Raw genomic sequence first — 22,860 nt, forward strand, 5'->3', positions numbered from 1 at the left:
CATGGACACGCGCCTCACCGCCGAACAGGACGAGATCCGCCGGACCCTGCGCGAGCTGCTGCGCACACGCTGCGGCCCGACGGAGGTGCGGGCCGCGCTCGACACGCCCGCCGGTCACGACCCCGGCCTGTGGCCGGCCCTCGCCGGCCGGCTCGGCCTGCCCGGGCTCGCCCTGCCCGAGCGGTACGGCGGCGTCGGCTGCACGGTCACCGAGCTCGCCCTCGCCTGCGAGGAGACGGGACGCGCCCTGGCCCCCTCGCCGCTGCTCGCCACCTGTGTCCTCACCGCCCCGCTGATTCACGCCCTCGGCACCGAGGCCCAGCGCGCCGGGCTGCTGCCGCGCATCGCCGCCGGGACCCGCACCGCCGCCCTCGCCGTCTCCGGGCCCGCGCTCGCCACCGCCCTCGCCCTGACCGGCGCGAACGACGGCTACAGCGCCGGCGGCGGACGGGCCGGCGGGGTGCAGGCGCGGCGGGCGGCGGACGGCTGGCGGCTGTACGGGGAGGCCGGGCAGGTGCTGGACGGGCACAGCGCGGGGGTGCTGCTCGTCGCCGCGCACACCGGGGGCTTCGCCCGGTCGCGGACCCTGCTGTTCCTGGTGGCGGGCGACGCCCCGGGGCTGCTCCGGGTCCGGCAGACCACGCTGGACGCCACCCGCCCGCAAGCGCGCGTACAACTCAGGGACGTACCGGCGGAGTTGCTGGGGTCGCAGGAGACGGACGTCCTCCCCGCCCTCGCCCGGACCGGGGACGCGGCGGCCACGGTGCTCGCCGCCGAGGCCGTGGGGGCGGCCGGCCGCGTCCTGGAGCGGACCGTGGAGTACGCGGGGCAGCGGATGCAGTTCGGCCGGCCCATCGGGTCCTTCCAGGCCGTGAAGCACCGGCTGGCGGACGTGTACGTGGCGGTGCAGGCGGCACGCTCGGCCGCGTACTACGCCGCCTGGGCGGCCGGCCGGGGCAAGCCGGCCGGCGGCCTCGCGCTCGCGCAGGCCCTTGAGGCGCTGCGCCACGCCGCCGCCGAGGGCATCCAGCTGCACGGCGGCATCGGCTTCACCTGGGAGCACGACGCCCACCTGTACTTCAAGCGGGCCGCCGGCGACGAGCTGCTGTTCGGGCCGGTGCACCGGCTGCGGGACCGCGCCGCCGAGACGGCGGGTCTGTTCACGACCGGGGAGGTGGCCGTCTGATGGCCCGCACCGCCGGCGCCCGGCTCCGGCACGCGCTCTCCTGCGCCGGCGTCCGGCTCGTCCAGAAGGTCTCCTCCACCCGGCTGTTCGCCAAGGCCGCCCCGCACGTCGTCCCGGCCCTCGACCGCAACGTGCACCGGCTCACCCGGGGAAGACTCCTGCTCAGCGCCCAGCTGCTGCCGGGCGTGATCCTCACCTCCACAGGAGCGAGGACGGGACGGCCCCGCCGGACCCCGCTGGCCTGCATGCCCGAGGAGGACGGCAGGACCTGGATCCTGATCGGCTCCAACTTCGGCCGTCCCGGCCATCCCGCCTGGACCCACAACCTCCTCGCCCACCCGGAGGCCTCGGTGAGCTGGAAGGGCCGGGACATCCCGGTCACCGCCCGGCTGCTCACCGGGGCGGAGCGGGACACCGTCTGGCAGGCACTGCTGGCGTTCTGGCCGCCGTACGCCACGTACCAGGCGCGCGTGGAACGGGAGATCCGGCTGTTCCGGCTCACCGGGAACCCGGACTAGAGCGTCGCCAGTCGTTCCACCAGCAGCAGCGCGCCGATGCCCAGCATCGCCGCGCCCGAGGTGCGGGTCACCGCCCGGGCCGCCGTCGGGCGGGCCCTGAGGAGGGTGCGGGCGAGCGTGCCCACGGCGAGGTAGACGGCCGCGCAGCAGGCCATGTGCAGCAGGCCGAGGGTCGCCGTCTGCGCGGGTACGGGGAGGTGGGCGCCCTTGAGGGTGAGGAACTGGGGGAGCACGGAGAGGTAGAGCATCAGGCCCTTGGGGTTCAGGCCGCTGATCGTCGCGCCGCGCGAGAACAGGCGGCCGTCGGGCGTCGCCGTGGTGTCGGCGTCCGGGACCGCCGGGTGGCGCAGGACGCCCCAGCCCAGCCACAGCAGGTAGCCCGCGCCGGCCACCGTCAGGGCCGTCAGCAGCCGGGGCGAGCCCGCCACCAGCACCGCCAGGCCCGCCGTCGCCAGGGCGGTGTGCAGGGCGTAGCCGCAGACCAGGCCCGCCACCGCGCGCAGGACCGAGCCGCCGCGCAGGGCGGTGGCGATGACGTACGCCCAGTCGGCGCCCGGTACGCACACCAGCAGCAGGTCCACGACGAGGAAGGAGAAGAGCAGCCCGGAGTCCATACCGGGGACATTAGGCGCGAATATCCCGAAAGTGTTCCCGAAGTTTGCCCATGATCGCGCGCTCTGCGCAAATATCTTCTTCATGGACGACGTGGACCGGAAAATCCTTGCGGAGCTGCAACAGGACGGGCGGCTGACCGTGACCGAGCTGGCCGCCCGGGTGCGGCTCAGCGTCTCGCCCTGCCACCGGCGGCTGCGCGAGCTGGAGCGGTCCGGCGCCATCCAGGGCTACCGGGCGATGGTGGACCCGGCCTCGCTCGGCCTGAACTTCGAGGCGCTGGTCTTCGTGTCCATGCGCCAGGAGGACCGGGACACGGTCGCCGAGTTCGAGCGGGCGGTCGGTGAGCTGGAGCACGTGCTGGACGCCCAGCGGCTGTTCGGCGAGCCGGACTACCTGCTCCGGGTGGCCACCGCCGACCTGGCCGCCTTCCAGCGGCTCTACGACGAGCGGCTGGCGACGCTGCCGGGGGTGCAGCGGCTGACGTCGACGCTCGTGATGAAGCACGTGGTCCGGGACCGGCCGTTGCCGGCGTAGACGGCAGGCGGTGGCTCACCGTGTGAACCACCGCCTGCCAGACAGGACTTGGACCCTGACAATGGGGGCGTGACTACTTGGAGGGCTTCCTGCCCGTCACGCCCAGGTGCACCAGCATCGCCAGATTCGGCTTGAGTTCGGCCGGCTTCACACCCCAGGACGAGAAGCCCTTCTGGTGGGACGCCACCGCCGCGAGCATCGCGACCAGCGAACCGGCCACCGCCGCCGGGTTCACGTCCTTGTCGACCCGGCCCTTGGACTGGAGGTCCGCGATGGAGTCCGCTAGGGAGTTGTTGACCGAGTTAAGGATCTTCATACGGATCTTGTAGAACCGTTTGTCCCCCTCGGCCGCACCGAGGTCGACCACGCGCAGGATCGCGTCGTTCCTGCGCCAGAAGTCCAGGAACCCGTCCACGAGTTCCTGCGCCGTCTGCCAGCCCGACTTGCCGGTCCAGGTGCGCCCTTCGAGGAGTTCGGTCAGTCCCGCGCCCTCGGCCGCCATCTGCTCGGCGATCTCCAGGACGGCACCTTCGACGTCCGGGAAGTACTGGTAGAAGGTCGCGGGCGAAGTGCCCGCCTTCCGGGCGACATCGATGACCTTGACGTCCCGGTACGGGGAGGAGCTGAGCATCTCGCTGAGGCAGTCGAGCAGCTTCTGCCGGGTCGCCTGCCCACGCCGGCCGGCCACGCGGCCGTCGACGGTACGCACTTGTCCTGTCATGTCGTCAGCTTACCGAGGGGTGATGGGAGCGCGATTCGGCCGACTGCAAATGGGGTGCACGGGGGAAACGGGGATGGTGTGCCTGGTCTGCGCGGTGCGCGCGACCCGGTTACTTTGGCGACATGGCCGAAAACAGGGCATCCACGAACGAAGAGACATACGGGGAGGGCGTCCCCTGCTGGGTGGACGCCCAGCTGCCCGACGTCGAGGCGGGCAAGCGGTTCTACGGTGAGCTTTTCGGGTGGACCTTCGAGGAGGCGTACGGCTCCACCGTGTGGGCCCTGCTGGACGGCGACCCCGTCGCCGCGCTGGCCCCCAAGACGGACGGCCGGATGCCCACGGTCTGGACCGTCTCCTTCGCCACCTCGGACGCCGGGGCCCTCGGCCGGCGGATCACGGCGGCCGGCGGGCAGGTGGTCACGGCCCCGTACCCGGTGGACGGCCTGGGCGTCGCCGCCCTGGCCGCCGACCCCGAGGGCGCGGTCTTCGGCCTGTGGCAGCCCGGCACCCATCGCGGCTTCGGGCGGCGGCGCCGGCCGAACACCTTCGTCTGGGCCGAGCTCTACACCCGGGACACCGCCGCGGCCAACACCTTCTACGGCGGTCTCTTCCACGACGCCCTGTTCGGCACCGACGCCGAGCCCGACTTCGGCCGCGCGGAGGTCACCGACGTCTTCCCGGCCGAGATGCCCCCGCACTTCCTCGTCCACTTCCGGGTCGCGGATCTGGGGGACGCCCTCGGGGCCGTCCACCGGCTCGGCGGGCGGGTGCAGGCGCCACCCTTCGGGACGTCGTACGGAGTGGTGGCCGTCGTCACCGACAATCAGGGGGCGTCGTTCGCACTGCTCCAGCGCTGATGCACCCCCTTTGGGGTGTTTCAGTGTGAGACACCCTGATTGTCACCGGGTTCGCAACCAGCCGCCCGGCCAGGAAGAATCAGGGTGCGTGCCGCCATGGCGGTGCGGTGGTGAGACGCTGCACTTCGGTCGCGTACATATGGAGAGTGGCGCGGCTCGTACGGGGAGGTGGCAGGCAGTGGTGGATCAGCTGACGCAGCACGATCCGCGGCGGATCGGGCCGTTCGAGGTGCTGGGCCGGCTGGGCGCCGGCGGCATGGGGCTGGTCTATCTCGCGCGCTCGGCGTCCGGCCGGCGCGTGGCGATCAAGACGGTGCGCACCGAGCTGGCCGAGGACCAGCTCTTCCGCGTCCGCTTCACCCGCGAGGTGGAGGCGGCCCGTGCGGTCTCCGGCTTCTACACCGCGGCCGTGGTCGACGCCGACCCGCGCGCCGCCGTGCCCTGGCTGGCCACCGCCTACGTCCCCGCCCCCTCGCTCGAAGAGATAGTGAACGAGTGCGGGCCGCTCCCGGCCCAGGCCGTGCGCTGGCTCGCGGCCGGCGTGGCGGAGGCCCTCCAGTCCATCCACGGCGCCGGGCTGGTCCACCGCGACCTCAAGCCCTCCAACGTGCTCGTGGTCGAGGACGGCCCCCGGGTGATCGACTTCGGTATCGCCTCCGGCGTCTCGAACACCCGTCTGACGATGACGAACGTCGCCGTCGGCACCCCCGCCTACATGTCCCCGGAGCAGGCCAAGGACTCCCGCAGCGTCACCGGCGCCAGCGACGTCTTCTCGCTCGGCTCCATGCTGGTCTTCGCGGCCACCGGCCACCCGCCCTTCCACGGCGCGAACCCGGTCGAGACCGTCTTCATGCTGCTCCGCGAGGGCCCCGACCTCACCGGCCTGCCGGACGAGCTGCGCCCGCTGATCGAGGTCTGCATGCAGATGGAGGCCACGGGCCGCCCCACCCCGGCCGACCTCCAGGCCCAGCTCGCCCCGCACCTCTTCGGCTCCGGCTCCGACGACAGCGGCACCGCCTCCGCCTGGCTGCCGGAGAAGGCGGTCGCCCTCATCGAGGCCCGCCGCGGCGGACGCCCCGCCGTCAAGCCCGCCCCGGCCCCGACCGGCGGCCCGCGCAGCGGCGGCCGGCAGGCCGTGCCCCCGCCCCCGCCGTACGACCCGCCGGTCCCGGCGCCCGCGAGCGCCGCGCTCCCCGTCCCGGTCGGCGCCCCCGACACCGGCCCGGTCCGGCTGGCCGGCGCCCAGGTGCCCATCGGCCCCGGCCCCCGGGTCGCCGACGCCCGCGCCGCCGCCGTCAAGGCGCCCCCGCCCGAGGCCGGCCTGGTGGCCAGCTGGTCCCGGCCCCGCCCCGGCGTGGCCGGTGCCGACCCCGCCGTACCGCCCGTGCCGCCGCAGCCCCCGGAGACGGCGGCCGGCTGGCGCCCCTGGCGGTTCCGCATGTCCAACGACGTGTGGGGCACCCCCTCCGTCGCCGGCGACCTGGTCTACGTCACCTCCTTCGAGGTGCACGCCCTGGACGTGGCCACCGGCCGCCGCCGCTTCAAGACCCGGGACGTCGCCTGGTCCATGGCGGTCGCGGACGGCCGTATCCACGCCTCCGACGGCCCCACCCTGTTCGCCCTGGACGCCCGCGAGGGCACCGACCTGTGGCGGCTGTCCACGGACGCCTGGGTGTACTCCCTCAAGGCCGACCGCGGCACCGTCGTCACCGGCACCCGCGGCGGCGGCGTCCAGGCATGGGAGGCGACGAGCGGGCAGAAGCTGTGGGAGATCACCGGCTGCCAGACCGACTTCGAGTCCCCGGAGGCGGGCGCGGTCGTGCACGACGGCACGGTCTACGTCTGGCAGGACGCCCGGCTGCGCGCCCTGGAGGCCCGCACCGGCGAGGAGCGCTGGTCGTACCCCATCGGTGACGCGGCCTCCTGCGGTGGCGTCCCGGTGCGGCTGGTCCCGGCCCCCGACGGCTGCGTCTACGTCTCCGCGGGCACCCGCGTCCTCGCCATCGAGGCGGTCAGCGGCATGGTCCGCTGGCACTTCGAGGCCCCGGCGGTCTTCCTGAGCCCGCCGGCCTTCGCCCCGGGCCCGGCCGTCACCGGCGGCGGCGTCTACCTCGCCGACTACCTCGGCACGGTCTACGCCCTCGACGCCGCCGACGGCCGCGACCGCTGGCGCATCGCCACCGAGGCGCGCTCCTCCGTCGAGCCGGTCCTGGTGGCCGCCGGGCACGTGCACGTCGGCAGCGGCAAGGGCCTGTACACCCTGGACGCGGTCACCGGCACCCCCAAGTGGCGCTTCCAGGCGGGCGGCGACGTCGTGGGCGCGCCCGCGGTGGCGGAGGGCCGCATCCACTTCGGCTCCACCGACCACCTCCTCTACACCCTGAAGGCCGACGACGGACGCCTGCGCTGGAAGCTCGCGACCGGCGGCGAGATCACCGGCTCCCCGGTGGTCAAGGACGGCGTGGTGTACGCGTGCAGCAAGGACCGGTGCGTGTACGCGCTGGACGCGGAGAAGGGCACGGGCACCGCGCGGACCGCCTGAGCGGGAGACGGCCGTCGTACCGGTTGCACGGAAGGGCCTGGGACGGCGGCCGTCGTCGCGGGGGAGCGGCATGGTCTCCACCGCTCTCAGGGCAGACGCTACGCCGGGCACGCGGCGGTCGCCACACAGTGACATGACCGTGACAGGCATCCCCTAGAGTGCTCGGCATGCATCGACGGGGACACATGCTCAGACTGACGGCGGTATCGGTCCTGGTCGTCCTGGCCCTGACCGGATTCAGCAGCCGCGGCCACGGACACGGCGGCGGCCACGGCAGCGGCGGCGGGTGCAGCAGCTCCAGCCAGGACCACGACAGCTCCTCGTCCACGTCGTCGGGCGGTGGCTACGGCTCGGGCACGCACCGCGACTACGACGACTACGACGACGACTCCTACGGCGACGGCACCTCCGGCAGCTCGTCCGGCGGATCGACCCCCTCCGGCCACCAGGACGGCACGGCACGGCTGGTGAGCTGCGCGACGGTGGAGAAGCCCTACGCGACCATCGAGGTCACCAACCCGAACGCCACGAAGAGCAGCTTCGACGTCCACATCACCTTCGAGGACGCGGACGACATGACGGTCAACGGCACCATCAAGGAGGTCGGCGTGCCCGCGCACGGCACGAAGACCGTCCGGGTGCCGGTGGACAACGCGAAGGAGAGCGCCCCGGAGGTCGACCACTGCGACCTGGACCCGGTCGCCTCCTACAACTGGTGAACCTCACCGCGTCCTGAACCCCGCGCGGCGGGCGGCGAACAGCTCCGCCTGCCGCGCGCCCGGCAGGTTCCCCAGCGAGATCAGATGCGGCGCCTGCGCGAACGCCTGGGCGAGCCCGGCCTCCCGGGCCGCCCACAGCGCCCGCACGGTCCCCTGCACGGCCTCGGCCGGATACCCGGCGATGACGGTGGCGCACTCGACGGCCGCCACCAACGCCCTGCCGTCCTCAGTGAGTTCCGACACGAGACCGACCTCGTGCGCCCGCCGGGCCGACAGCCGCTCGGCGCTGCCCATGAGCACCATCCGCGCCACCTCGCCGTACGGCATGCGCTGCGCCATGAGCATCGACTCGTAGGCGCTGACCATGCCGTAGGTGGTGTGGGGGTCGAAGAAGGCGGCGCCGGCCCCGGCGACGACGAACTCGCACTCCCCGAGCAGGTAGAAGGCACCCCCGCAGGCCATCCCCTCCACCGCGGCGACGACCGGCTTCCACAGCCCGTTCGCCTTGGGCCCGGCGCCCAGCAGCGGATCGTCCTGCATGTACGGCGAGCTGGGCTGCGGCACGACGGCGTCCCGGTCGATGCCCGTACAGAACGCCCGCCCCCCGCTCCCGGCGAGCACGACGGCCCGCACGGAGTCGTCGAACCGCAAATCCCGCCAGACACGCCCCAGTTCCCCGACCATCTCCAGATCGACGGCGTTGAGCCGCTCGGGCCGGTTCAGCGTGACGACGGCGACCCCCGCGCCCTCGTCGACGTCGAGCCGGACGGTGGTCACACCAGCACCCACTGCGGCAGCCCCCCAAAGAAGACCGCCCGCACCCGGGCGCCGATCCGCAGACGCGCCGGATCGACGGAGTTCAACGGGGCCCCGGCCCGCGCCACCACGTTCCCCACGAGCCGTATCCGCGGGGCCTCCTCCAGCTCCACGACGACCACCGGGTACGGCGCCTGCTCCGCGTAGTCCGGCAGCAGCGGCGGATGGGGCACGACGTACGACCACACGCGCCCGCGCCCCGACACCGGCCGCCACTCGCTCGCGAACGACTGGCAGTGCGGGCAGCAGGGCCGGGGCGGGAAGCGGAGCTCACCGCAGTCGGCGCAGCCCTGGACGCGCAGCTCGCCGCGGGCCGCGTACTCCCAGAAGGGCGCGCCGTCGGCGTCGGTGACGGGACTCAGCATGGCGGTCAGCTCCTGAGGAGGAGAGCGGAGGTGGGGACGCCTTCACCGGCCGTGACCAGGCAGGTCGCGGCGCCCGGGACCTGGGCGGTACTGGTCCCGCGCAACTGCTTGACGCCCTCGTTGACGAGGTTGAAGCCGTGCACGTACGCCTCGCTGAGCCCGCCCCCGCCGGTGTTGAGCGGCAGCCGCCCGCCGGTCTCCAGGGCCCCCTGCTCGGTGAAGGCGCCGCCCTCGCCCCGCCCGCAGAAGCCGTAGCCCTCCAGGGACAGCGGGATCAGCGCGGTGAAGGCGTCGTAGATCTGCGCCACGTCGATGTCCTCCGGCGTGAGGTCGGCGTGCTTCCACAGGTGCCGGGCGGCGGTCCAGGCGGGGCCGGTCAGGGGGTCGTCGTTCCAGTAGTTGACCATGCCGTGGTGCTGGGCGGGCAGCCCCTGCGCGGCGGCGTGGACGTACACGGGCCGCTGCCGGCAGTCCCGGGCGCGCTCCCTGCCCACCACCACACAGGCCAGGGCGCCGTCCGTCTCCAGGCAGTTGTCGTAGAGGCACAGCGGCTCGCTGATCCATCGGGAGGTCATGTACATCTCCCGGGTCAGCGGCCGTTCGTACATGACGGCCGCCGGGTTCTGATTGGCCCGGTTCCGGCAGGCCAGCGCGACATTGAACAGATGGTCGCGCGTCACGCCGTACTCGTGCATGTACCGCCGGGCCAGCACCGCGATCTCGTCGACGGGCCGGAGCAGCCCGAAGGGCCGGGTCCACTGGGCGGGAGTCGGCAACTGCACGGCCGTGTCCGTCCACGGCCGGGGCCCGCTCCCCCTCTTCCTGGACCGCCACGCGACCCCCACCGTGGCCTGCCCGGAGGCGATGGCGGCGGCGAGGTGTCCGACGGTCGCACAGGAGCCGCCCCCGCCGTACCCCACCTTGCTGAAGAAGGTCAGGTCCCCGAACCCGACGGCCTTCGCCAGCTCCACCTCATCGGTCCCCTCCATGGTGTAGGAGGCGAGCGCGTCGACCTCGCCGGGCGCGATCCCCGCGTCGTCGAGCGCGGCGAGCACGGCCCGGCAGGCGAGCGTCTTCTCGTCCTCGGCCAGCCGCCGGGCGAACGCGGTCTGCCCGATCCCGACGATGGCGGCGGCGTCCTTGACCCCTGCTCCTGCCACGGCGGAGCACCCCCTCTCCTGACAGGGCGTCAGATTACCGCTAACCTGACGATCCGTCAGCTACTCGCGCTCCTGGGGAGGCCGGCCCATGACGCCGTGGGAAACCATCCCGGAACTGGTGCGGTCGGCGGCCGAGCGGTACGCGGACACCGAGGCCGTGGTCGAGGGCCGTACGCGGATCACGTACGCCGGACTGGGCACCCGCGTCGAACGCGCGGCGGCGGCCTGCCTGGCGAGCGGGGTGCGGGTGGGCGACCGGGTCGCCGTCTGGGCCCCCAACACCCTGGACTGGATCGTCGCGGCCCTGGGCGCGGTCTCGGCGGGCGCGGTGCTGGTGCCGCTGAACACCCGCTTCAAGGGGGCCGAGGCGACCGACGTACTGCGCCGCAGCGGGGCGAGGCTGCTGTTCGTGACGGGGACGTTCCTGGGCACGTCGTACGTGGCGTCGCTGAGACGGGCGGCCGGAGCCGGCGAACCGGCCGAGGGACGCCCACTGCCCGCCCTGCCGGCCCTGGACCGGGTGGTGGTCCTCTCGGACGACGCGCCGCCCGACTTCGAGACGTGGAAGAACTTCCTCGCGGCGGGCGAGGGCGTGCCGGGGCCGGACGTGCGGGCCCGCGAACGCGAGCTGACCGGCTCGACGACCTCGGACATCATCTTCACGTCGGGTACGACGGGCCGCCCGAAGGGCGCGGTGATCACCCACTCCCAGACCCTGCGCGCGTACGGGACCTGGGCGGACCTGGCCGGCCTGCGCCGGTCCGACCGCTACCTGATCGTCAACCCCTTCTTCCACACCTTCGGCTACAAGGCCGGGGTGCTCGCCTGCCTGATGCGCGGGGCGACGATGATCCCGCAGCCGGTGTTCAACGTGGAGACGGCCCTGGCGAACATCGCGGCGGAACGGATCTCGGTCCTGCCGGGCCCGCCGACCCTGCACCAGCAGCTCCTCGACCACCCCGCCCGGGAGGCCCACGACCTGTCGACCCTCCGCCTGGTGGTGACGGGCGCGGCGGTGGTCCCCCTCCGCCTGGTGGAACGCCTGCGCGAGGAACTCGGCGTCGGCACGGTCCTGACGGCCTACGGCCTCTCGGAGGCCACCGGAATCGTCACGATGTGCCGCCGCGACGACGCCCCCACGGTGATCGCCTCCACCTCCGGCCGCCCGATCCCCGGCACGGAGGTGAAGGTGGCCGCGCCTCCCGGCACCCCGGGGGAGGTGCTGGTCCGGGGCTTCAACGTCATGCGGGGCTACTACGAGGACCCCGAGGCCACCTCCGAGGCGATCACCCCGGACGGCTGGCTGCGCACGGGCGACGTGGGCGTCCTGGACGAGGCGGGCAACCTGCGCATCACGGACCGCCTGAAGGACATGTTCATCGTGGGCGGCTTCAACGCGTACCCAGCGGAGATAGAGCAGCTCCTGTGCACCCACCCGGACGTCACGGACGCGGCGGTCATCGGCGTCCCGGACCCCCGCCTGGGCGAGGTCGCGAAGGCCTACGTCGTCCGCCGCCCCGGCGCGGCACTGACCTCCGACGACGTGATCGCCTGGTCCCGCCGCGAGATGGCGAACTACAAGGTGCCGCGATCGGTGGAGTTCGTACGATCCCTCCCACGCAACGCAAGCGGAAAGGTCCTGAAGGGGGAGCTGAGGGGGAAGGGGTGACCTGGACCGGCGCCGATCGGTTGCCGTCGGGCGCGCACCCGGCGCCAGGGGGGCGCGGTGATTGGCGGATGTGGGCCACACTCATCGGCCCTCCCCCCACCAGACCTGCCCGGTTCTTGGCCCGGATCCGCCCATCACCCTCTGACGGGGCAGGGCGAGGCGCCCCAGGGAGTCCGCGGGGAAAGCCGCAGCCGCCGATCCACCCGGCGTGCACGCGAGGCGCTGCCGCTCCCGCCCCCCCACCCTTCCACCCGCTGAACCGGCCCGGCGTGCTGGCGAGGCGCGTTCGCGCCCCCGAGCCCCGACACTGGCCGGGAAGCGAGCGGCCCAACGGTCACTTGGGATCGCCGGTCAGGGAAGCCAGCGTGGCCCTGATCTCCGCGACCATGCACGCAGGCCGCCGGAAGACGTCCTCGGCGCTGAAGCGGGGGAGGCTGCGGGGTGCCGTGGTAGGCGTACCCTTCGATCTCCACCGCGAGCCCTGCCGCCCGGAAGAGGAAGTCGACGAAACGGCGAGCTCCGTCCGGGGTGCGCAGCTCGGCTTGGCTCTCCGGGTGCAGTTCGGCGTCGTACATGCGCAGTCGGGCGACCGTCTTGGCGGGGGAGCCGGCGAGCGGGTCGGTCAGCCGGAGCCAGTTCAGGGCCCGGACCGACCCCTGCGAGGTCTTCCCCAGCATGGCGGCGATCTCGTCCTTCCGGACCAGCGGTGCGCGTCGCACTAGCTCGACCCTGCGGTGCGTCAGGGCCGAGTCCACGGCGACGATCGCCGAGTCACGCGGGCCGCAGCGGAGAAGGTCGGCGCACGTGCGGATCGGGGTGGTGAGCCGTAGCCCCTGCCTCTCCACCGCGTCACTCCTGCCGAGCGGCATCCGGTGCACGCGCACGCCGCTGCCCAGGCGGTGGCTACTGAGGTGTGGGTCGATGAAGTCCAGCGGCGCGTTGCGACCGGCGCCGAGCAACTCGACGCGCCAGAGAGCAGCCGCCGAACCATGACTCACGACGAGTCGCGGCAAGCGGAGTTGGACGGCCCGGAGGTGCGCGAGCAGGTCCGGGCCGCGCCCCGGCTCGACCCAGGCACCGTGCCGGAGTTGCGTCCACCCCTCCGTCCGCAGCGCGCGCGTCAGGCTACGCCTGGGCCAGCCGGCCGCTCCGGTACGTGAGGTGGGGAGGACGCCTCTGTCCGCCAACGCCCTCAGGTCCGTCCGCTCCACACGGGCAAGATCGCAGAATCCGTGCCCTGCGGATAACCGGGGGTCAGCCCTTCAGGGAGTCGAGGAAGGCGCTCCAGGCGAGGGGGCGGAAGAGGAGTACGGGTCCGTTGTGGGGCTTCTTGGAGTCGCGGACGGGGATGACGCGGGGAACTCCGTGGGCGACTTCCACGCAGTCGGCGCCTTCTCCGTTGCTGTAGCTGCTCTTGCGCCAGGTGACGGAACTCAGGTCAATCCCCTTGCTGTGCTTCATGTCCGTAGTTCCTCGCTGCTTCTTCGATCAGGGACAGGGACGCCTCAGGCGGAAGTGCGACGGCCCTGAGCAGATCGTAAGAGCTGCGGTACCTCTTCACGAGGGCCGGATAGTCGACAACCTGCCCGTCGAAGTTGCTCTCCGTCCACACCAGAGGGGGTGCGTCAGGGAAGGTCATGATCTTGGCCATGCCGTACATGAACGGGTGCGCGGCGGTTGTTCGCGGGACGACCTGCAAAATGCTGTCCGTGGACTGGACCACGTCGAGGATGTGTTCCGACTGGTCGGCCATCTGCTCAGGGGGGAGCAGTGGATGCCGGATGACCGCCTCGTGGAGGATCGCCCAGTAGGCAGGGCGGTCCGCGCGGCTCCACAGCTCCGCCCGCTTCAATCGCGCGCGGGCACGCTTCTCGATCAGCTCTTGTGACGGCAACGGCTGCACGTGGCGCATGAGCACCCGCATGTACGGCTCGGTCTGTAGAAGTCCAGGAATGACGTTGGGCGCCCACTCCTCCAGGGTCTCCGCCTGTTTCTCCAGGTCCGGCATATCCTCGAAATACAGGGCATGCCCCGACCGCCGTGCCTTGGCGGCATCTTCACACCGCCGCTCGAAAAACCCGTCCGTCCCCAGCACCTTGTCGACGTGCCGGGCCAGATCCACCGGCATCCGCCGCTCTCCCCGCTCGATCTGGCTCAGGAACGGCACGCCCCGGAAGCTTCCCTCCGCCAGCTGCTCCAAGGTCAGCCCCGCCAGCTCACGCTGATAGCGCAACTCGGCGCCGTAGAAGGAGGGGACGTTCGCCGAGGCGTCAGTCTCTTTGCGTGGGGGCATGACTCGTCACCGCCGTTTGCCACTTGCGCTTGCGCAGCCGAAACCTCTTCAAAAGGTACCGGCGTGGGCATCACTGTGTGACTGTTTCATCACAGAGAGCACAGGAAGGCGTACGCAACCGTGTCGTCCTCGAAACTCCCCTCCGCCCAGCGCGGCAACTCCGTCTACGACACCACCCTCTGCGTGGACGACCTGCGAGAGGCGCTCTCCGCCCACGGCATCACCTTGCCCTCCCTCCAGGTGGACCTGCCGAGCTTCGCGGGCAGATACGAACCCCCGGCCGGCCTGGTCGCGCTCGGCAACTGCAACACGGCGACGGCGCGCAAGCTGGCGAGGGCGCTGCGGGGTGAGGAACGCGCGCCGGACCGGCCGACGCTGGACGTCGAGGTCGTCGCCGTACCGAAGGCACTCCAGGGGCTGCGCCGTACCGTCCGCCGTTACCTGGAAGCACCCTGCGCCGACGTCCAGCTCTGTGTCACCGAACTGGTCGGCAATGTCATCCGGCACGTGGGGGAGGGGGTTTGTGTCCGCGTACGGGTGGCCCGGACGGACGGTGGGCGCATCCGCGTCGAGGTCACCGACCCGGAGGCGAAAGCCGTGCCCGTACTCCTGCCCGCCGCGGACGACGCCGAGGCGGGCCGCGGCCTCGCCCTGATCGACGCGGTGACCCTCCGGTGGGGTGTGGAGCAGGGGGTGGAGAAGACCGTGTGGTGTGAGCTGGCGGAGGGGGAATGACCGGTCGCCTCGGCGGGGCACACGGCAAGGGGCCGAGCTTGCGCCCGGCCCCTCGAAGATGTGCCGCCGTGTTACGGCATGTGGTTGTCCTGCGTAGTGACGACCGTGGTCTGGCTGTCCTGCGGGGTCACGGGCGCGTGATTTTCTGCCAGCGCAGGGCTCGCAGCAGCGGCGGTGGCTCCGAGGATCAGGGCGGCGGTGGCCACGATCTTCTTGGTGAGTGTCATAGCGTCCTCCCGTTGGTGAACGGTTATCGGCGGGCCCGACGTTAGCTCTTGAGGTGGGTGTTGTTCGATGAATTCGAACAGTTCCCGCCGCAGAACGGCTGGATCTTGCTCCGCACACACCTCGGCCGCGGCGGCTCCCCCTCCGCGCCGCCGCGGCCGATCCCCGTCGGAATGGAAGTCCTCAGGACTTACTTGCCGTCCAGCTCCAGCTCCAGGGCGGGCGGGACGGGCGAGTGGTTGTCCATGGTGGTGATCGCGTCGTCGATCGGCGGGACGGGCGAGTGGTTGTCCATGGTGGTGATCGCGTCGTCGATCGGCGGGACCGGCGAGTGGTTGTCCAGCGTGATGATGTCCTCGGACTTCTTCTTGGCCTCGGCCATGTGCACGGCTCCCCTGAAGGTGAGTTGGATCTGAGCGGGCCCCTGCCCGGCAACTCCCCCGAGTGCTCCCGAGCAGGGACCTGACAGGACTCTCGCATATCTGCCGAGTCCCTCGGCGGCCCGCCTGCCCCCCGACGCGACGGGTCGATGGGTTGAGCATGCCAGCGAGGCATAAACAATCGATGAACGCCGCTGTCGCCCGTCAGGCTGTGGAGACCGGTGACAGCAGCGCCCGGACGGCGTCGGCCTCCGGAGCGCCGGATTGCTCATAGAGAGGCAGCGCCTCGAGCCAACAGACCCGTGCGCGGTCGACCTGGCCCAATCCAGACAACGATCGGCCCAAGGCCGTGAGGACGCCGGCGCGCACCCGGTCACCGCCGATGCATCCAATGGCCAGTGCTTGCTCCGCGTGTTTGGCGGACAACGTGTGTTGCCGCCCCACGAGGTGAGCCTGCGCGATACGGAAGTGAGTCGTCCCCTCCCACAGACGCTGCCGGTTCGTCTGGAACGTGTTCAGGGCGTCCGTAAGCTGCGCGAGGGCCTCGGACGGACGTCCAGCCTCGGTCAGCGCGAGCCCCAAGGCGTACCGGGCATTTGCCAGACGGACGGTGGCTCCCAGGCGGTCGTACAGATCGATTCCCTGCTGGGCGAGCGTTATCGCATGACCGGTGCGTCCCATGGCCAGGTGGATGCGCGACAAGTTGCACAGAGCGCTTGCTTCACCTGCGAGGTTGCCATCCTGACGCGACGCTTCGATGGCGCGCATGAGGTGTTGCTCGGCGTCCGCGTAACGGCCCTGGTTTAGGCCGATGATTCCCCGGTCGTTGCTCGTCCAGAAGACCGGCGTGGGATCTTCGGCTGTGTCCGCGAGCAGGCCCGCCAGTCGGGCTTCCTCGTCGGCCTCGCTGTAGCGGCCCGCCACAAGGTGGACGTTCGTGAGCACGGTACGGGCGCGGCCTTCAGCGTGCGCGTCGCCCGACGCCTGGGCGGCATCTCTGGCGGTGAGCGCGACAGACTCGTACTGCTTGGAGTTGGCCCCTGACTCCCCTAGATCTTTGGCAGCCCATAGAAGGTCCACGCCCCGGCGGATTCTGAGGTCACCCAGGGCCTGACGAGCCGATGCCAGCACGCAGTTGGCCTCGCAGTACAGCCAATCCAGTGCCTCTTGGCGATTGCCGAAAATCAACCCCGGGTACTCGGTCGGCTCCAGGTGCTCCACCAACCGGTCCCCCGGCCGCTCCATCGCATAAACCCGCGCCGCCGTAGCCAGATAAAAGTCCAGCACCCGGGACATGGCCGCCTCCCGCTCGCTGGGCGGCCACTCGTCCCTCTCCGCGCAAGACCGTGCGTACAGCCGGACCAGGTCGTGGAAGCGGTAGCGGCCCGGGGCCGCCGACTCCAGGAGTGACGTGTCCACCAGGGACTCCAGCAGGTCCTCCGTCTCCTCCGTGGGGAGGTCCAGGACCGCGGCGGCAGCGGCGAGCGAAATGTCCGGGCCGTCGGCGAGGCCCAGCAGGCGGAAGGCGCGAGCCTGGGCCGGTTCCAACTGCCCGTAACCCAGCTCGAAAGTCGCCTTCACCGCCAGGTCCCCGGCCTGCAACTCGTCCAGGCGGCGCCGTTCGTCCGCCAGCTTGGCCGCCAGGACGGAGACCGTCCAGGTGCGGCGGGCCGCCAGGCGGGAGGCCGCGATGCGGATCGCCAGCGGGAGGAAGCCGCAGGCCGCCACCACGTCCAGCGCGGCCTCGCGCTCCGCCGCCACCCGTTCCTCGCCCACGATCCTCGTGAAGAGGGCCAGCGCCTCGTCCGGGGACATGACGTCCAGGTCGACCAGGTGGGCACCGGCGAGGTCGAGCATGCGGACGCGGGACGTGACCAGGGCCGCGCAGCCCTCCGTCCCTGGCAGCAGCGGCCTCACCTGCGCCGCGTCCTTCGCGTTGTCCAGCAGGACCAGGACCCGCCGGCCGTCCAGGACGGAGCGGTAGAGCGCCGAGCGTTCCTCCAGGGAGTCGGGGATCGCGGTGTCGGGCGTGCCCAGCGCCCGCAGGAAGGAACCCAGGACCGTCTCCGGTTCGGCCGGGCGGGGGCCCGCGCCCTGGAGGTCCACGTACAGCTGGCCGTCGGGGAAGACCGGACGGGCCCGGTGGGCCACGTGGACCGCCAGCGTCGTCTTGCCCACGCCGCCGATGCCGGCCAGGGCCGAGACCGCCATCACCCGGCCCCCCGCCTCGGACGCCGAGGACAGCACCTCGGTCAGGTCCGTCACGAAGGAGGCACGGCCGGTGAAGTCGGGGACGGAGGCGGGGAGCTGGGCCGGGCGGACCGGGCCCGCCGTCGGCTCCGTCACCGGGGCGGACGGTTCCGCCAGGGCCGGGTCCGCCTGGAGGATGCGCTGCTGGAGTTCGCTGAGTCCCGGGCGGGGGTCGACCCCCAGCTCCTCCGACAGCAGCCGGCGGGTGTCGGCGTAGACCGCGAGGGCCTCCGCCTGGCGTCCGCTCCTGTACAGCGCCAGCATCAGCAGTTCGCGCAGGCGCTCCCGGAGCGGGTGCGCCGCCGTCAGGGCCGTCAGTTCCGAGACCGCCTCCGCGTGGCAGCCCTGTTCCAGGTCCAGGTCCAGGCGGGTCTCCAGCAGGCCGAGCCGCCACTCCTCCAGGCGGGCCCGCTGGGCCTCGGCGTACGGGCCGGGGACGCCGGCCAGGGGTTCGCCGTCCCACAGGTCGAGGGCCTGGTTCAAGAGCGATCGGGCTCGGCTCAGGTCACCCGCACCCCGCGCCTTCTCCGCCTCCGCCGCCAGGTCCTGCGCGACCGCCAGGTCCAGGGCGCCTTCGCGCAGGCCCCGGATCGCGTACCCGCCGGACTCGCTGATCAGGACGCCGTGGCTGAGCACCTTGCGCAGCCGGGAGGCGTACGTGCGGACCGCCGCCAGTGCCTGGGACGGCGGCTCGGGCCCCCACAGCGCGTCGATGAGCTCCGCCGCCGTGGCCGTGCGGCCCTCGCGCAGCAGCAGGGCGGCCAGCAGGGCGCGCTGCTGGGGGGAGCCCGTGCTGAGCGCCTCCTCGCCGTGCCAGGCCCGCACCGGACCGAGCACGCCGAAGCGCAGCGGGCCGGGCTCCGCGACGGGCGCGGAGCCGGCACGCCGCTGCTCGGGTACTCGCGGCCCACCGTCCATGCGTTCGTCCCCCTCGGCATCACGAACAACCCCGTCAGTTTGCCTTGTTCCGGGCGGTTGCGTCAGCCGTGGGAGACGCCGATCACAGCGGGCCGCACCTGGGTGCACAGAGCCCTCACAACCTCTCCGCATCCGGGCTGTCGGACACCGGTAGCTGACGGTTCGTCAGATCGGCGCTACCGTGCAGGACATGGAGACCACACAGTTCCCGATGATCATCTCCGTCGACGACCACACCGTTGAGCCGCCCGGGGTGTGGCAGGACCGGCTGCCGAGGAAGTACCGGGACACCGGGCCCCGGATCGTGCGCGCGCCGCTGAAGGAGATGACCTTCCTGGGCGGCCGTTTCAAGCCGGTCATGGGCACCCCGGGCAGCGACGAAGGCCCCGTCGGCGACTGGTGGGTGTACGAGGACCTGCGCCGGCCGCTGACCCGCCTCGACACCGCCGTGGGCTACGCCCGGGACGAGGTCCGGCTGGAGGTGATCACGTACGAGCAGATGCGGCCCGGGTCGTACGACGTGCCCGCCCGTCTCGCCGACATGGAGGTCAACCACGTCCAGTCGGCGGTCTGCTTCCCCACCTTCCCCCGCTTCTGCGGGCAGACCTTCACCGAGGCCGCCGACAAGGACCTCGCCCTGCTCTGCGTCCGCGCCTACAACGACTGGATGGTGGAGGAGTGGTGTGGGCCCGAGGCGCACGGGCGGCTGATACCGCTCACGCTCATCCCCCTGTGGGACGCCGGGCTGGCCGCGCGGGAGGTGCGGCGCAACGCCGAACGCGGGGTCCGGGCCGTCGCCTTCTCCGAGATACCCCCGCACCTGGGCCTGCCGTCCGTGCACACCGACGACTGGGACCCGTTCCTCGCGGCCTGCGACGAGACCGGCACCGTCATCGCCATGCACATAGGGTCGTCGAGCCGGATGCCCTCGACCTCCGCCGACGCCCCGCCCGCCGTCGGCTCCACCATCACCTTCGCCAACTGCTGCTTCTCGATGGTCGACTGGCTGTTGAGCGGCAAGTTCGAGCGTTTCCCGCACCTCAAGGTCATGTACGCCGAGGGACAGATCGGCTGGATCCCGTACATCCTGGAGCGCGCCGATGTGGTGTGGGAGGAGAACCGGGGGTGGGGCGGGGTGGCCGGCAAGGTCACCCGGCCGCCGTCCGAGCTGTTCGCCGAGCACGTCCACGGCTGCTTCTTCGACGACGCCTTCGGGCTGAGGAACCTCGACGCCATCGGTGTCGGGAACGTCCTGTACGAGACCGACTACCCGCACTCCGACTCCACCTGGCCCAAGTCCCGCGAGGTCGGCGAGGCGCAGATGGGGCACCTGCCGGCCGATGTGGTCGAGCGGATCGTCCGGGGGAACGCCATCGAGCTGCTGGGGCTGACCCCGGAAGGGCTGTGGCGGGGGTGAGCGCCCTGGCGTACGGCATCCAGCTCCCCGTCCAGTCGCAGAGCACCCTGTACACGGAGGAGTGGGAGACCGGGGCCGGGCCGCAGGACCTGGTCGCGGTGGCGCGGGCGGCGGAGGAGGCCGGGTTCGCGTACGTCGCCTGCTGCGACCACGTCGCCGTACCGCGCCGTCTCGCCCCGGCCATGAGCACGGTCTGGTACGACCCCGTGGCCACCCTCGCCCACCTCGCCGCCGTCACCGAGCGGGTACGGCTGCTCAGCCACGTGGCCGTCGTCGGGCTCCGGCACCCGCTGCTGACCGCCAAGCAGTACGCCACCCTCGACCACCTCTCCGGCGGGCGGCTGGTCCTCGGCGTGGGGGCCGGGCACGTGCGGGAGGAGTTCGAGGCGCTCGGAGCCGACTTCGAGCGGCGGGGGGCCGTGCTCGACGAGAGCATCGACGCCCTGCGGGCCGCCCTCGGGCCCGACGAGTTCCCCGAGCACCACGGGAAGCACTACGACTTCGCCGGCCTGGGCCAGCGCCCCCGCCCCGCGCAGCCGCACGTCCCCCTGTGGGTCGGCGGCTCCTCGCCCGCCGCCGTCCGCCGGGCCGCGCTGAAGGGCGACGGCTGGCTGCCGCAGGGCGATCCGCGGGAACGGCTGCCGGCGCAGATCGGCAGGATCCGGCGCCTTCGGGAGGACGCCGGCCTCGACGGGCCCTACACCGTCGGCGCCCTCACCGAGCCGCTGTACGTGGGCACGCCCGCCTGGGAGGTGGGGCGGCGCACGGTCACCGGCCCCCCGCGGGCGCTCGCCGAGTCCCTGCGCGCCTACCGCGCGATGGGCGTGGACCAGATCCAGGTGCGGTTCCGCAGCCGCAGCCGCGCCGAGCTCACCGACCAGGTGGCGGCCTTCGGAGCCGAAGTGGCTCCCGACCTCTGAGGAGTACGGCATGGGCAAGCTGGACGGACGCGTCGTGATCGTCACCGGGGCGGCGCGCGGGCAGGGCGAGCAGGAGGCGCGGCTGTTCCGGGCGGAGGGCGCGCGGGTGGCCGTCGCCGATGTGCTGGACGAGCGGGGGGAGGCCCTCGCCAAGGAGATCGGGGCGCTGTACGTCCATCTCGACGTCGGTACGGAGGACGGCTGGCGGGAGGCCGTGGCCGCCGTCAAAGGGGCGTACGGCCGCATCGACGGACTGGTCAACAACGCGGGCATCCTGCGCTTCAACGCCCTCGTGGACACCCCGCTGGACGAGTTCATGCAGGTCGTACGGGTCAACCAGGTCGGCTGCTTCCTGGGGATCAAGGCCGTGGCGCCGGAGCTGGCGGACGGGGGCACGATCGTCAACACCGCCTCCTACACCGCTCTGACCGGCATGGCGGCCGTGGGGACGTACGCCGCCACCAAGCACGCCGTGCTGGGGCTGACCCGGGTGGCCGCGCTGGAGCTGGCGGGCCGGCGGATCCGGGTCAACGCCATCTGTCCGGGCGCCGTCGACACCGCGATGTCGAACCCGGCCCGGCTGGACCCGGACGCCGACCCGGAGGAGATGGGCCGGGCCCTGGACGAGCTGTACCGGGGGCTCGTGCCGCTGGGCCGGATCGGCCGGCCGGAGGAGGTGGCCCGGCTCGCCCTCTTCCTCACCTCGGACGACTCCTCGTACATCACCGGGCAGCCGTTCGTGATCGACGGCGGCTGGCTGGCGGGCGTCAGCGTCATCTGAAGCCCGACCTGACCGGCCGTCAGCTCTTGACGGTGGAAGCGGCCGGTGCGACAGTCGGCCGACGAACGGTATCTGACGGTGCGTCAGACAACTTGGGACGGTGAACCGCCGTGGAATTCGGGCTCTTTGTACAGGGATACGTGGGCAAGCGCGCCGAGACCGACCCGCTGGCCGAGCACAAGGCGCTGATGGAGGAGACCGAGTACGTCATCCAGGCGGACAAGTCCGGCTTCAAGTACGCCTGGGCCTCCGAGCACCACTTCCTGGAGGAGTACTCCCACCTGTCCGCCAACGACGTCTTCCTCGGCTACCTCGCGCACGCGACCGAGCGGATCCACCTGGGCTCCGGGATCTTCAACCCGCTGGCCCCGGTCAACCACCCGGTGAAGGTCGCCGAGAAGGTCGCCATGCTGGACCACCTCAGCGAGGGCCGCTTCGAGTTCGGCAGCGGGCGCGGGGCCGGGTCCCACGAGATCCTCGGGTTCATGCCGGGCGTGACCGACATGAACCACACGAAGGAGATCTGGGAGGAGACGATCGCCGAGTTCCCGAAGATGTGGCTCCAGGACGAGTACGCGGGCTTCCAGGGCAAGCACTGGCAGCTCCCGCCGCGGAAGGTCCTGCCGAAGCCGTACGGGAAGTCCCACCCGGCGATGTGGTACGCGGCCGGGTCCCCGCCGTCGTACGCCATGGCCGCGAGGAAGGGGCTCGGGGTGCTCGGCTTCAGCATCCAGAAGGTCTCCGACATGGAATGGGTGCTGGAGCAGTACAAGTCGGCGATCGTGGACGCGGAGCCGGTGGGGGACTTCGTCAACGACAACGTGATGGTGACGACCACCGCGATCTGCGCGCCCACGCACGCCGAGGCGATCGAGACCGCGGTGCGCGGCGGGCTGCACTACCTGCCCTCGCTGGTCTTCCGGTACCACGACACGTTCCCCCGGCCGGAGGGGTTCCCGGTGTGGCCGGAGACGCTGCCCGAGTACACACCGGAGTTCGTGGAGCTGCTGATCGAGGAGGAGCTGCTGATCTGCGGCGACCCGGACGAGGTGCTGCGGCAGTGCAAGCGGTGGGAGCAGGCGGGCGCCGACCAGTTGAGCTTCGGGTTGCCGGTGGGCGTGCCGAAGGAGGAGACGCTGCGGACGATCCGGCTCATCGGCGAGCACGTCATTCCGAAGATCGACACCGACCCGGTGCACCGGACCACCAGGTTCCGGCAGGCCGTGTAAGGGGGTTCCC

At 72.1% G+C, this 22,860-nt stretch carries 22 protein-coding genes; 12 read left to right on the plus strand and 10 right to left on the minus strand.

The annotated features are described in order from the left end of the window. Nucleotide 1: 1 nt before the first annotated feature. Nucleotides 2–1,186, plus strand: coding sequence for an acyl-CoA dehydrogenase family protein (locus IE294_RS11515; protein ID WP_189884967.1), 1,185 nt, complete (start codon nucleotides 2–4; stop codon nucleotides 1,184–1,186). Next, on the plus strand, nucleotides 1,186–1,704 hold the full coding sequence (locus IE294_RS11520; RefSeq protein WP_189884969.1) for a nitroreductase family deazaflavin-dependent oxidoreductase: 519 nt from the start codon (nucleotides 1,186–1,188) through the stop codon (nucleotides 1,702–1,704). Before IE294_RS11515 ends, IE294_RS11520 begins: the two co-directional genes overlap by 1 nt. Here IE294_RS11520 and IE294_RS11525 read toward each other — a convergent pair. Continuing rightward, nucleotides 1,701–2,318 carry a LysE family translocator gene (locus IE294_RS11525; RefSeq protein ID WP_189884971.1) on the minus strand — a complete coding sequence of 206 codons (618 nt, stop codon included), beginning with the start codon at nucleotides 2,316–2,318 and terminating at the stop codon, nucleotides 1,701–1,703. The two genes, IE294_RS11520 and IE294_RS11525, sit on opposite strands and share 4 nt — an antisense overlap. A gap of 82 nt (nucleotides 2,319–2,400) precedes the next feature. Between IE294_RS11525 and IE294_RS11530 the strand changes: the two genes are divergently transcribed. Then, nucleotides 2,401–2,853: an Lrp/AsnC family transcriptional regulator gene (locus tag IE294_RS11530; RefSeq protein ID WP_132785335.1), complete on the plus strand. Its 453-nt coding sequence runs from the start codon at nucleotides 2,401–2,403 to the stop codon at nucleotides 2,851–2,853. A gap of 73 nt (nucleotides 2,854–2,926) precedes the next feature. Here the strand turns inward: IE294_RS11530 and IE294_RS11535 are convergent, their stop codons facing one another. After that, nucleotides 2,927–3,562 carry a TetR family transcriptional regulator gene (locus tag IE294_RS11535; RefSeq protein WP_189885224.1) on the minus strand — a complete coding sequence of 212 codons (636 nt, stop codon included), beginning with the start codon at nucleotides 3,560–3,562 and terminating at the stop codon, nucleotides 2,927–2,929. Between the two features lie 134 nt (nucleotides 3,563–3,696). On the opposite strand from IE294_RS11535, the gene kbpA reads away from it, so the two are divergent. From kbpA to IE294_RS11550, 3 genes are all read left to right on the plus strand, one after another. Continuing rightward, a complete protein-coding gene (gene kbpA / locus IE294_RS11540; protein WP_189884974.1) occupies nucleotides 3,697–4,431 on the plus strand; it encodes an AfsK-binding protein KbpA in 735 nt (244 codons plus the stop codon). Nucleotides 4,432–4,609: 178 nt separating this feature from the next. Continuing rightward, nucleotides 4,610–6,973: a protein serine/threonine kinase AfsK gene (afsK, locus tag IE294_RS11545; protein ID WP_189884976.1), complete on the plus strand. Its 2,364-nt coding sequence runs from the start codon at nucleotides 4,610–4,612 to the stop codon at nucleotides 6,971–6,973. 167 nt (nucleotides 6,974–7,140) lie between these two features. Further along, entirely contained in the window at nucleotides 7,141–7,692 is a 552-nt protein-coding gene (locus tag IE294_RS11550; RefSeq protein WP_229917129.1) for a hypothetical protein, read from the plus strand. Between the two features lie 3 nt (nucleotides 7,693–7,695). On the opposite strand, the gene IE294_RS11555 is transcribed toward IE294_RS11550, so the two are convergent. Genes IE294_RS11555 through IE294_RS11565 form a run of 3 tightly spaced genes read right to left on the minus strand, consistent with a single transcriptional unit; the run spans nucleotide 7,696 to nucleotide 10,033 of the window. Beyond that, complete coding sequence (locus tag IE294_RS11555) at nucleotides 7,696–8,469, minus strand: enoyl-CoA hydratase/isomerase family protein (RefSeq protein WP_189884978.1); 774 nt, start codon at nucleotides 8,467–8,469, stop codon at nucleotides 7,696–7,698. Beyond that, a complete protein-coding gene (locus IE294_RS11560; protein WP_189884980.1) occupies nucleotides 8,466–8,873 on the minus strand; it encodes a Zn-ribbon domain-containing OB-fold protein in 408 nt (135 codons plus the stop codon). The genes IE294_RS11555 and IE294_RS11560 overlap by 4 nt, the downstream gene beginning before the upstream one ends. Nucleotides 8,874–8,878: 5 nt before the next feature. Further along, complete coding sequence (locus IE294_RS11565) at nucleotides 8,879–10,033, minus strand: lipid-transfer protein (protein ID WP_189884982.1); 1,155 nt, start codon at nucleotides 10,031–10,033, stop codon at nucleotides 8,879–8,881. 88 nt (nucleotides 10,034–10,121) lie between these two features. Between IE294_RS11565 and IE294_RS11570 the strand changes: the two genes are divergently transcribed. Next, the gene (locus IE294_RS11570) at nucleotides 10,122–11,702 is read left to right on the plus strand and encodes a FadD3 family acyl-CoA ligase (RefSeq protein WP_189884984.1); all 1,581 of its coding nucleotides are present in this window, start codon (nucleotides 10,122–10,124) and stop codon (nucleotides 11,700–11,702) included. A 1,254-nt stretch (nucleotides 11,703–12,956) separates the two neighbouring features. Here the strand turns inward: IE294_RS11570 and IE294_RS11575 are convergent. Then, nucleotides 12,957–13,163, minus strand: a complete 207-nt coding sequence (locus IE294_RS11575) for a DUF397 domain-containing protein (protein WP_189884986.1) — start codon at nucleotides 13,161–13,163, stop codon at nucleotides 12,957–12,959. Then, complete coding sequence (locus IE294_RS11580; RefSeq protein WP_189884989.1) at nucleotides 13,141–13,995, minus strand: helix-turn-helix domain-containing protein; 855 nt, start codon at nucleotides 13,993–13,995, stop codon at nucleotides 13,141–13,143. Before IE294_RS11580 ends, IE294_RS11575 begins: the two co-directional genes overlap by 23 nt. A gap of 120 nt (nucleotides 13,996–14,115) precedes the next feature. On the opposite strand from IE294_RS11580, the gene IE294_RS49320 reads away from it, so the two are divergent. Further along, entirely contained in the window at nucleotides 14,116–14,730 is a 615-nt protein-coding gene (locus tag IE294_RS49320; RefSeq protein ID WP_189884991.1) for an ATP-binding protein, read from the plus strand. 71 nt (nucleotides 14,731–14,801) lie between these two features. Here the strand turns inward: IE294_RS49320 and IE294_RS11590 are convergent, their stop codons facing one another. From IE294_RS11590 to afsR, 3 genes are all read right to left on the minus strand, one after another. Beyond that, complete coding sequence (locus IE294_RS11590) at nucleotides 14,802–14,957, minus strand: hypothetical protein (RefSeq protein ID WP_189884993.1); 156 nt, start codon at nucleotides 14,955–14,957, stop codon at nucleotides 14,802–14,804. Nucleotides 14,958–15,145: 188 nt separating this feature from the next. Next, the gene (gene afsS, locus IE294_RS11595; protein WP_189884995.1) at nucleotides 15,146–15,337 is read right to left on the minus strand and encodes a regulatory protein AfsS; all 192 of its coding nucleotides are present in this window, start codon (nucleotides 15,335–15,337) and stop codon (nucleotides 15,146–15,148) included. A 202-nt stretch (nucleotides 15,338–15,539) separates the two neighbouring features. Next, the gene (gene afsR / locus IE294_RS11600) at nucleotides 15,540–18,503 is read right to left on the minus strand and encodes an SARP-family global regulator AfsR (RefSeq protein WP_189884997.1); all 2,964 of its coding nucleotides are present in this window, start codon (nucleotides 18,501–18,503) and stop codon (nucleotides 15,540–15,542) included. Between the two features lie 190 nt (nucleotides 18,504–18,693). Between afsR and IE294_RS11605 the strand changes: the two genes are divergently transcribed. The 4 genes from IE294_RS11605 to IE294_RS11620 all read left to right on the plus strand — a co-directional run bounded on the left by IE294_RS11605 (nucleotide 18,694) and on the right by IE294_RS11620 (nucleotide 22,850). Next, nucleotides 18,694–19,920 (plus strand): amidohydrolase family protein, encoded by a 1,227-nt coding sequence (locus tag IE294_RS11605; protein WP_373315808.1) that lies wholly within the window; start codon nucleotides 18,694–18,696, stop codon nucleotides 19,918–19,920. Nucleotides 19,921–19,925: 5 nt separating this feature from the next. Then, nucleotides 19,926–20,840 carry an LLM class F420-dependent oxidoreductase gene (locus IE294_RS11610; protein WP_189885228.1) on the plus strand — a complete coding sequence of 305 codons (915 nt, stop codon included), beginning with the start codon at nucleotides 19,926–19,928 and terminating at the stop codon, nucleotides 20,838–20,840. A gap of 10 nt (nucleotides 20,841–20,850) precedes the next feature. Beyond that, nucleotides 20,851–21,621: an SDR family NAD(P)-dependent oxidoreductase gene (locus tag IE294_RS11615; protein ID WP_189885001.1), complete on the plus strand. Its 771-nt coding sequence runs from the start codon at nucleotides 20,851–20,853 to the stop codon at nucleotides 21,619–21,621. Nucleotides 21,622–21,731: 110 nt separating this feature from the next. After that, nucleotides 21,732–22,850 (plus strand): LLM class flavin-dependent oxidoreductase, encoded by a 1,119-nt coding sequence (locus tag IE294_RS11620; RefSeq protein WP_189885003.1) that lies wholly within the window; start codon nucleotides 21,732–21,734, stop codon nucleotides 22,848–22,850. The last annotated feature ends 10 nt before the right edge of the window (nucleotides 22,851–22,860 follow it).

This window comes from Streptomyces canarius (assembly GCF_014650735.1).
Classification (GTDB): domain Bacteria; phylum Actinomycetota; class Actinomycetes; order Streptomycetales; family Streptomycetaceae; genus Streptomyces; species Streptomyces olivaceoviridis.

Coding starts and splice junctions, on each gene's coding strand:
- IE294_RS11570 (WP_189884984.1), top strand. CDS start 10,122: ATGACGCCGTGGGAAACCATCCCGGAACTGGTGCGGTCGGCGGCCGAG.
- IE294_RS11605 (WP_373315808.1), top strand. CDS start 18,694: ATGGAGACCACACAGTTCCCGATGATCATCTCCGTCGACGACCACACC.
- afsR (WP_189884997.1), bottom strand. CDS start 18,503: ATGGACGGTGGGCCGCGAGTACCCGAGCAGCGGCGTGCCGGCTCCGCG.
- IE294_RS11580 (WP_189884989.1), bottom strand. CDS start 13,995: ATGCCCCCACGCAAAGAGACTGACGCCTCGGCGAACGTCCCCTCCTTC.
- IE294_RS11525 (WP_189884971.1), bottom strand. CDS start 2,318: ATGGACTCCGGGCTGCTCTTCTCCTTCCTCGTCGTGGACCTGCTGCTG.
- kbpA (WP_189884974.1), top strand. CDS start 3,697: ATGGCCGAAAACAGGGCATCCACGAACGAAGAGACATACGGGGAGGGC.
- IE294_RS11560 (WP_189884980.1), bottom strand. CDS start 8,873: ATGCTGAGTCCCGTCACCGACGCCGACGGCGCGCCCTTCTGGGAGTAC.
- IE294_RS11520 (WP_189884969.1), top strand. CDS start 1,186: ATGGCCCGCACCGCCGGCGCCCGGCTCCGGCACGCGCTCTCCTGCGCC.
- IE294_RS11575 (WP_189884986.1), bottom strand. CDS start 13,163: ATGAAGCACAGCAAGGGGATTGACCTGAGTTCCGTCACCTGGCGCAAG.
- IE294_RS11615 (WP_189885001.1), top strand. CDS start 20,851: ATGGGCAAGCTGGACGGACGCGTCGTGATCGTCACCGGGGCGGCGCGC.
- IE294_RS11550 (WP_229917129.1), top strand. CDS start 7,141: ATGCATCGACGGGGACACATGCTCAGACTGACGGCGGTATCGGTCCTG.
- afsS (WP_189884995.1), bottom strand. CDS start 15,337: ATGGCCGAGGCCAAGAAGAAGTCCGAGGACATCATCACGCTGGACAAC.
- IE294_RS11530 (WP_132785335.1), top strand. CDS start 2,401: ATGGACGACGTGGACCGGAAAATCCTTGCGGAGCTGCAACAGGACGGG.
- IE294_RS11590 (WP_189884993.1), bottom strand. CDS start 14,957: ATGACACTCACCAAGAAGATCGTGGCCACCGCCGCCCTGATCCTCGGA.
- IE294_RS11515 (WP_189884967.1), top strand. CDS start 2: ATGGACACGCGCCTCACCGCCGAACAGGACGAGATCCGCCGGACCCTG.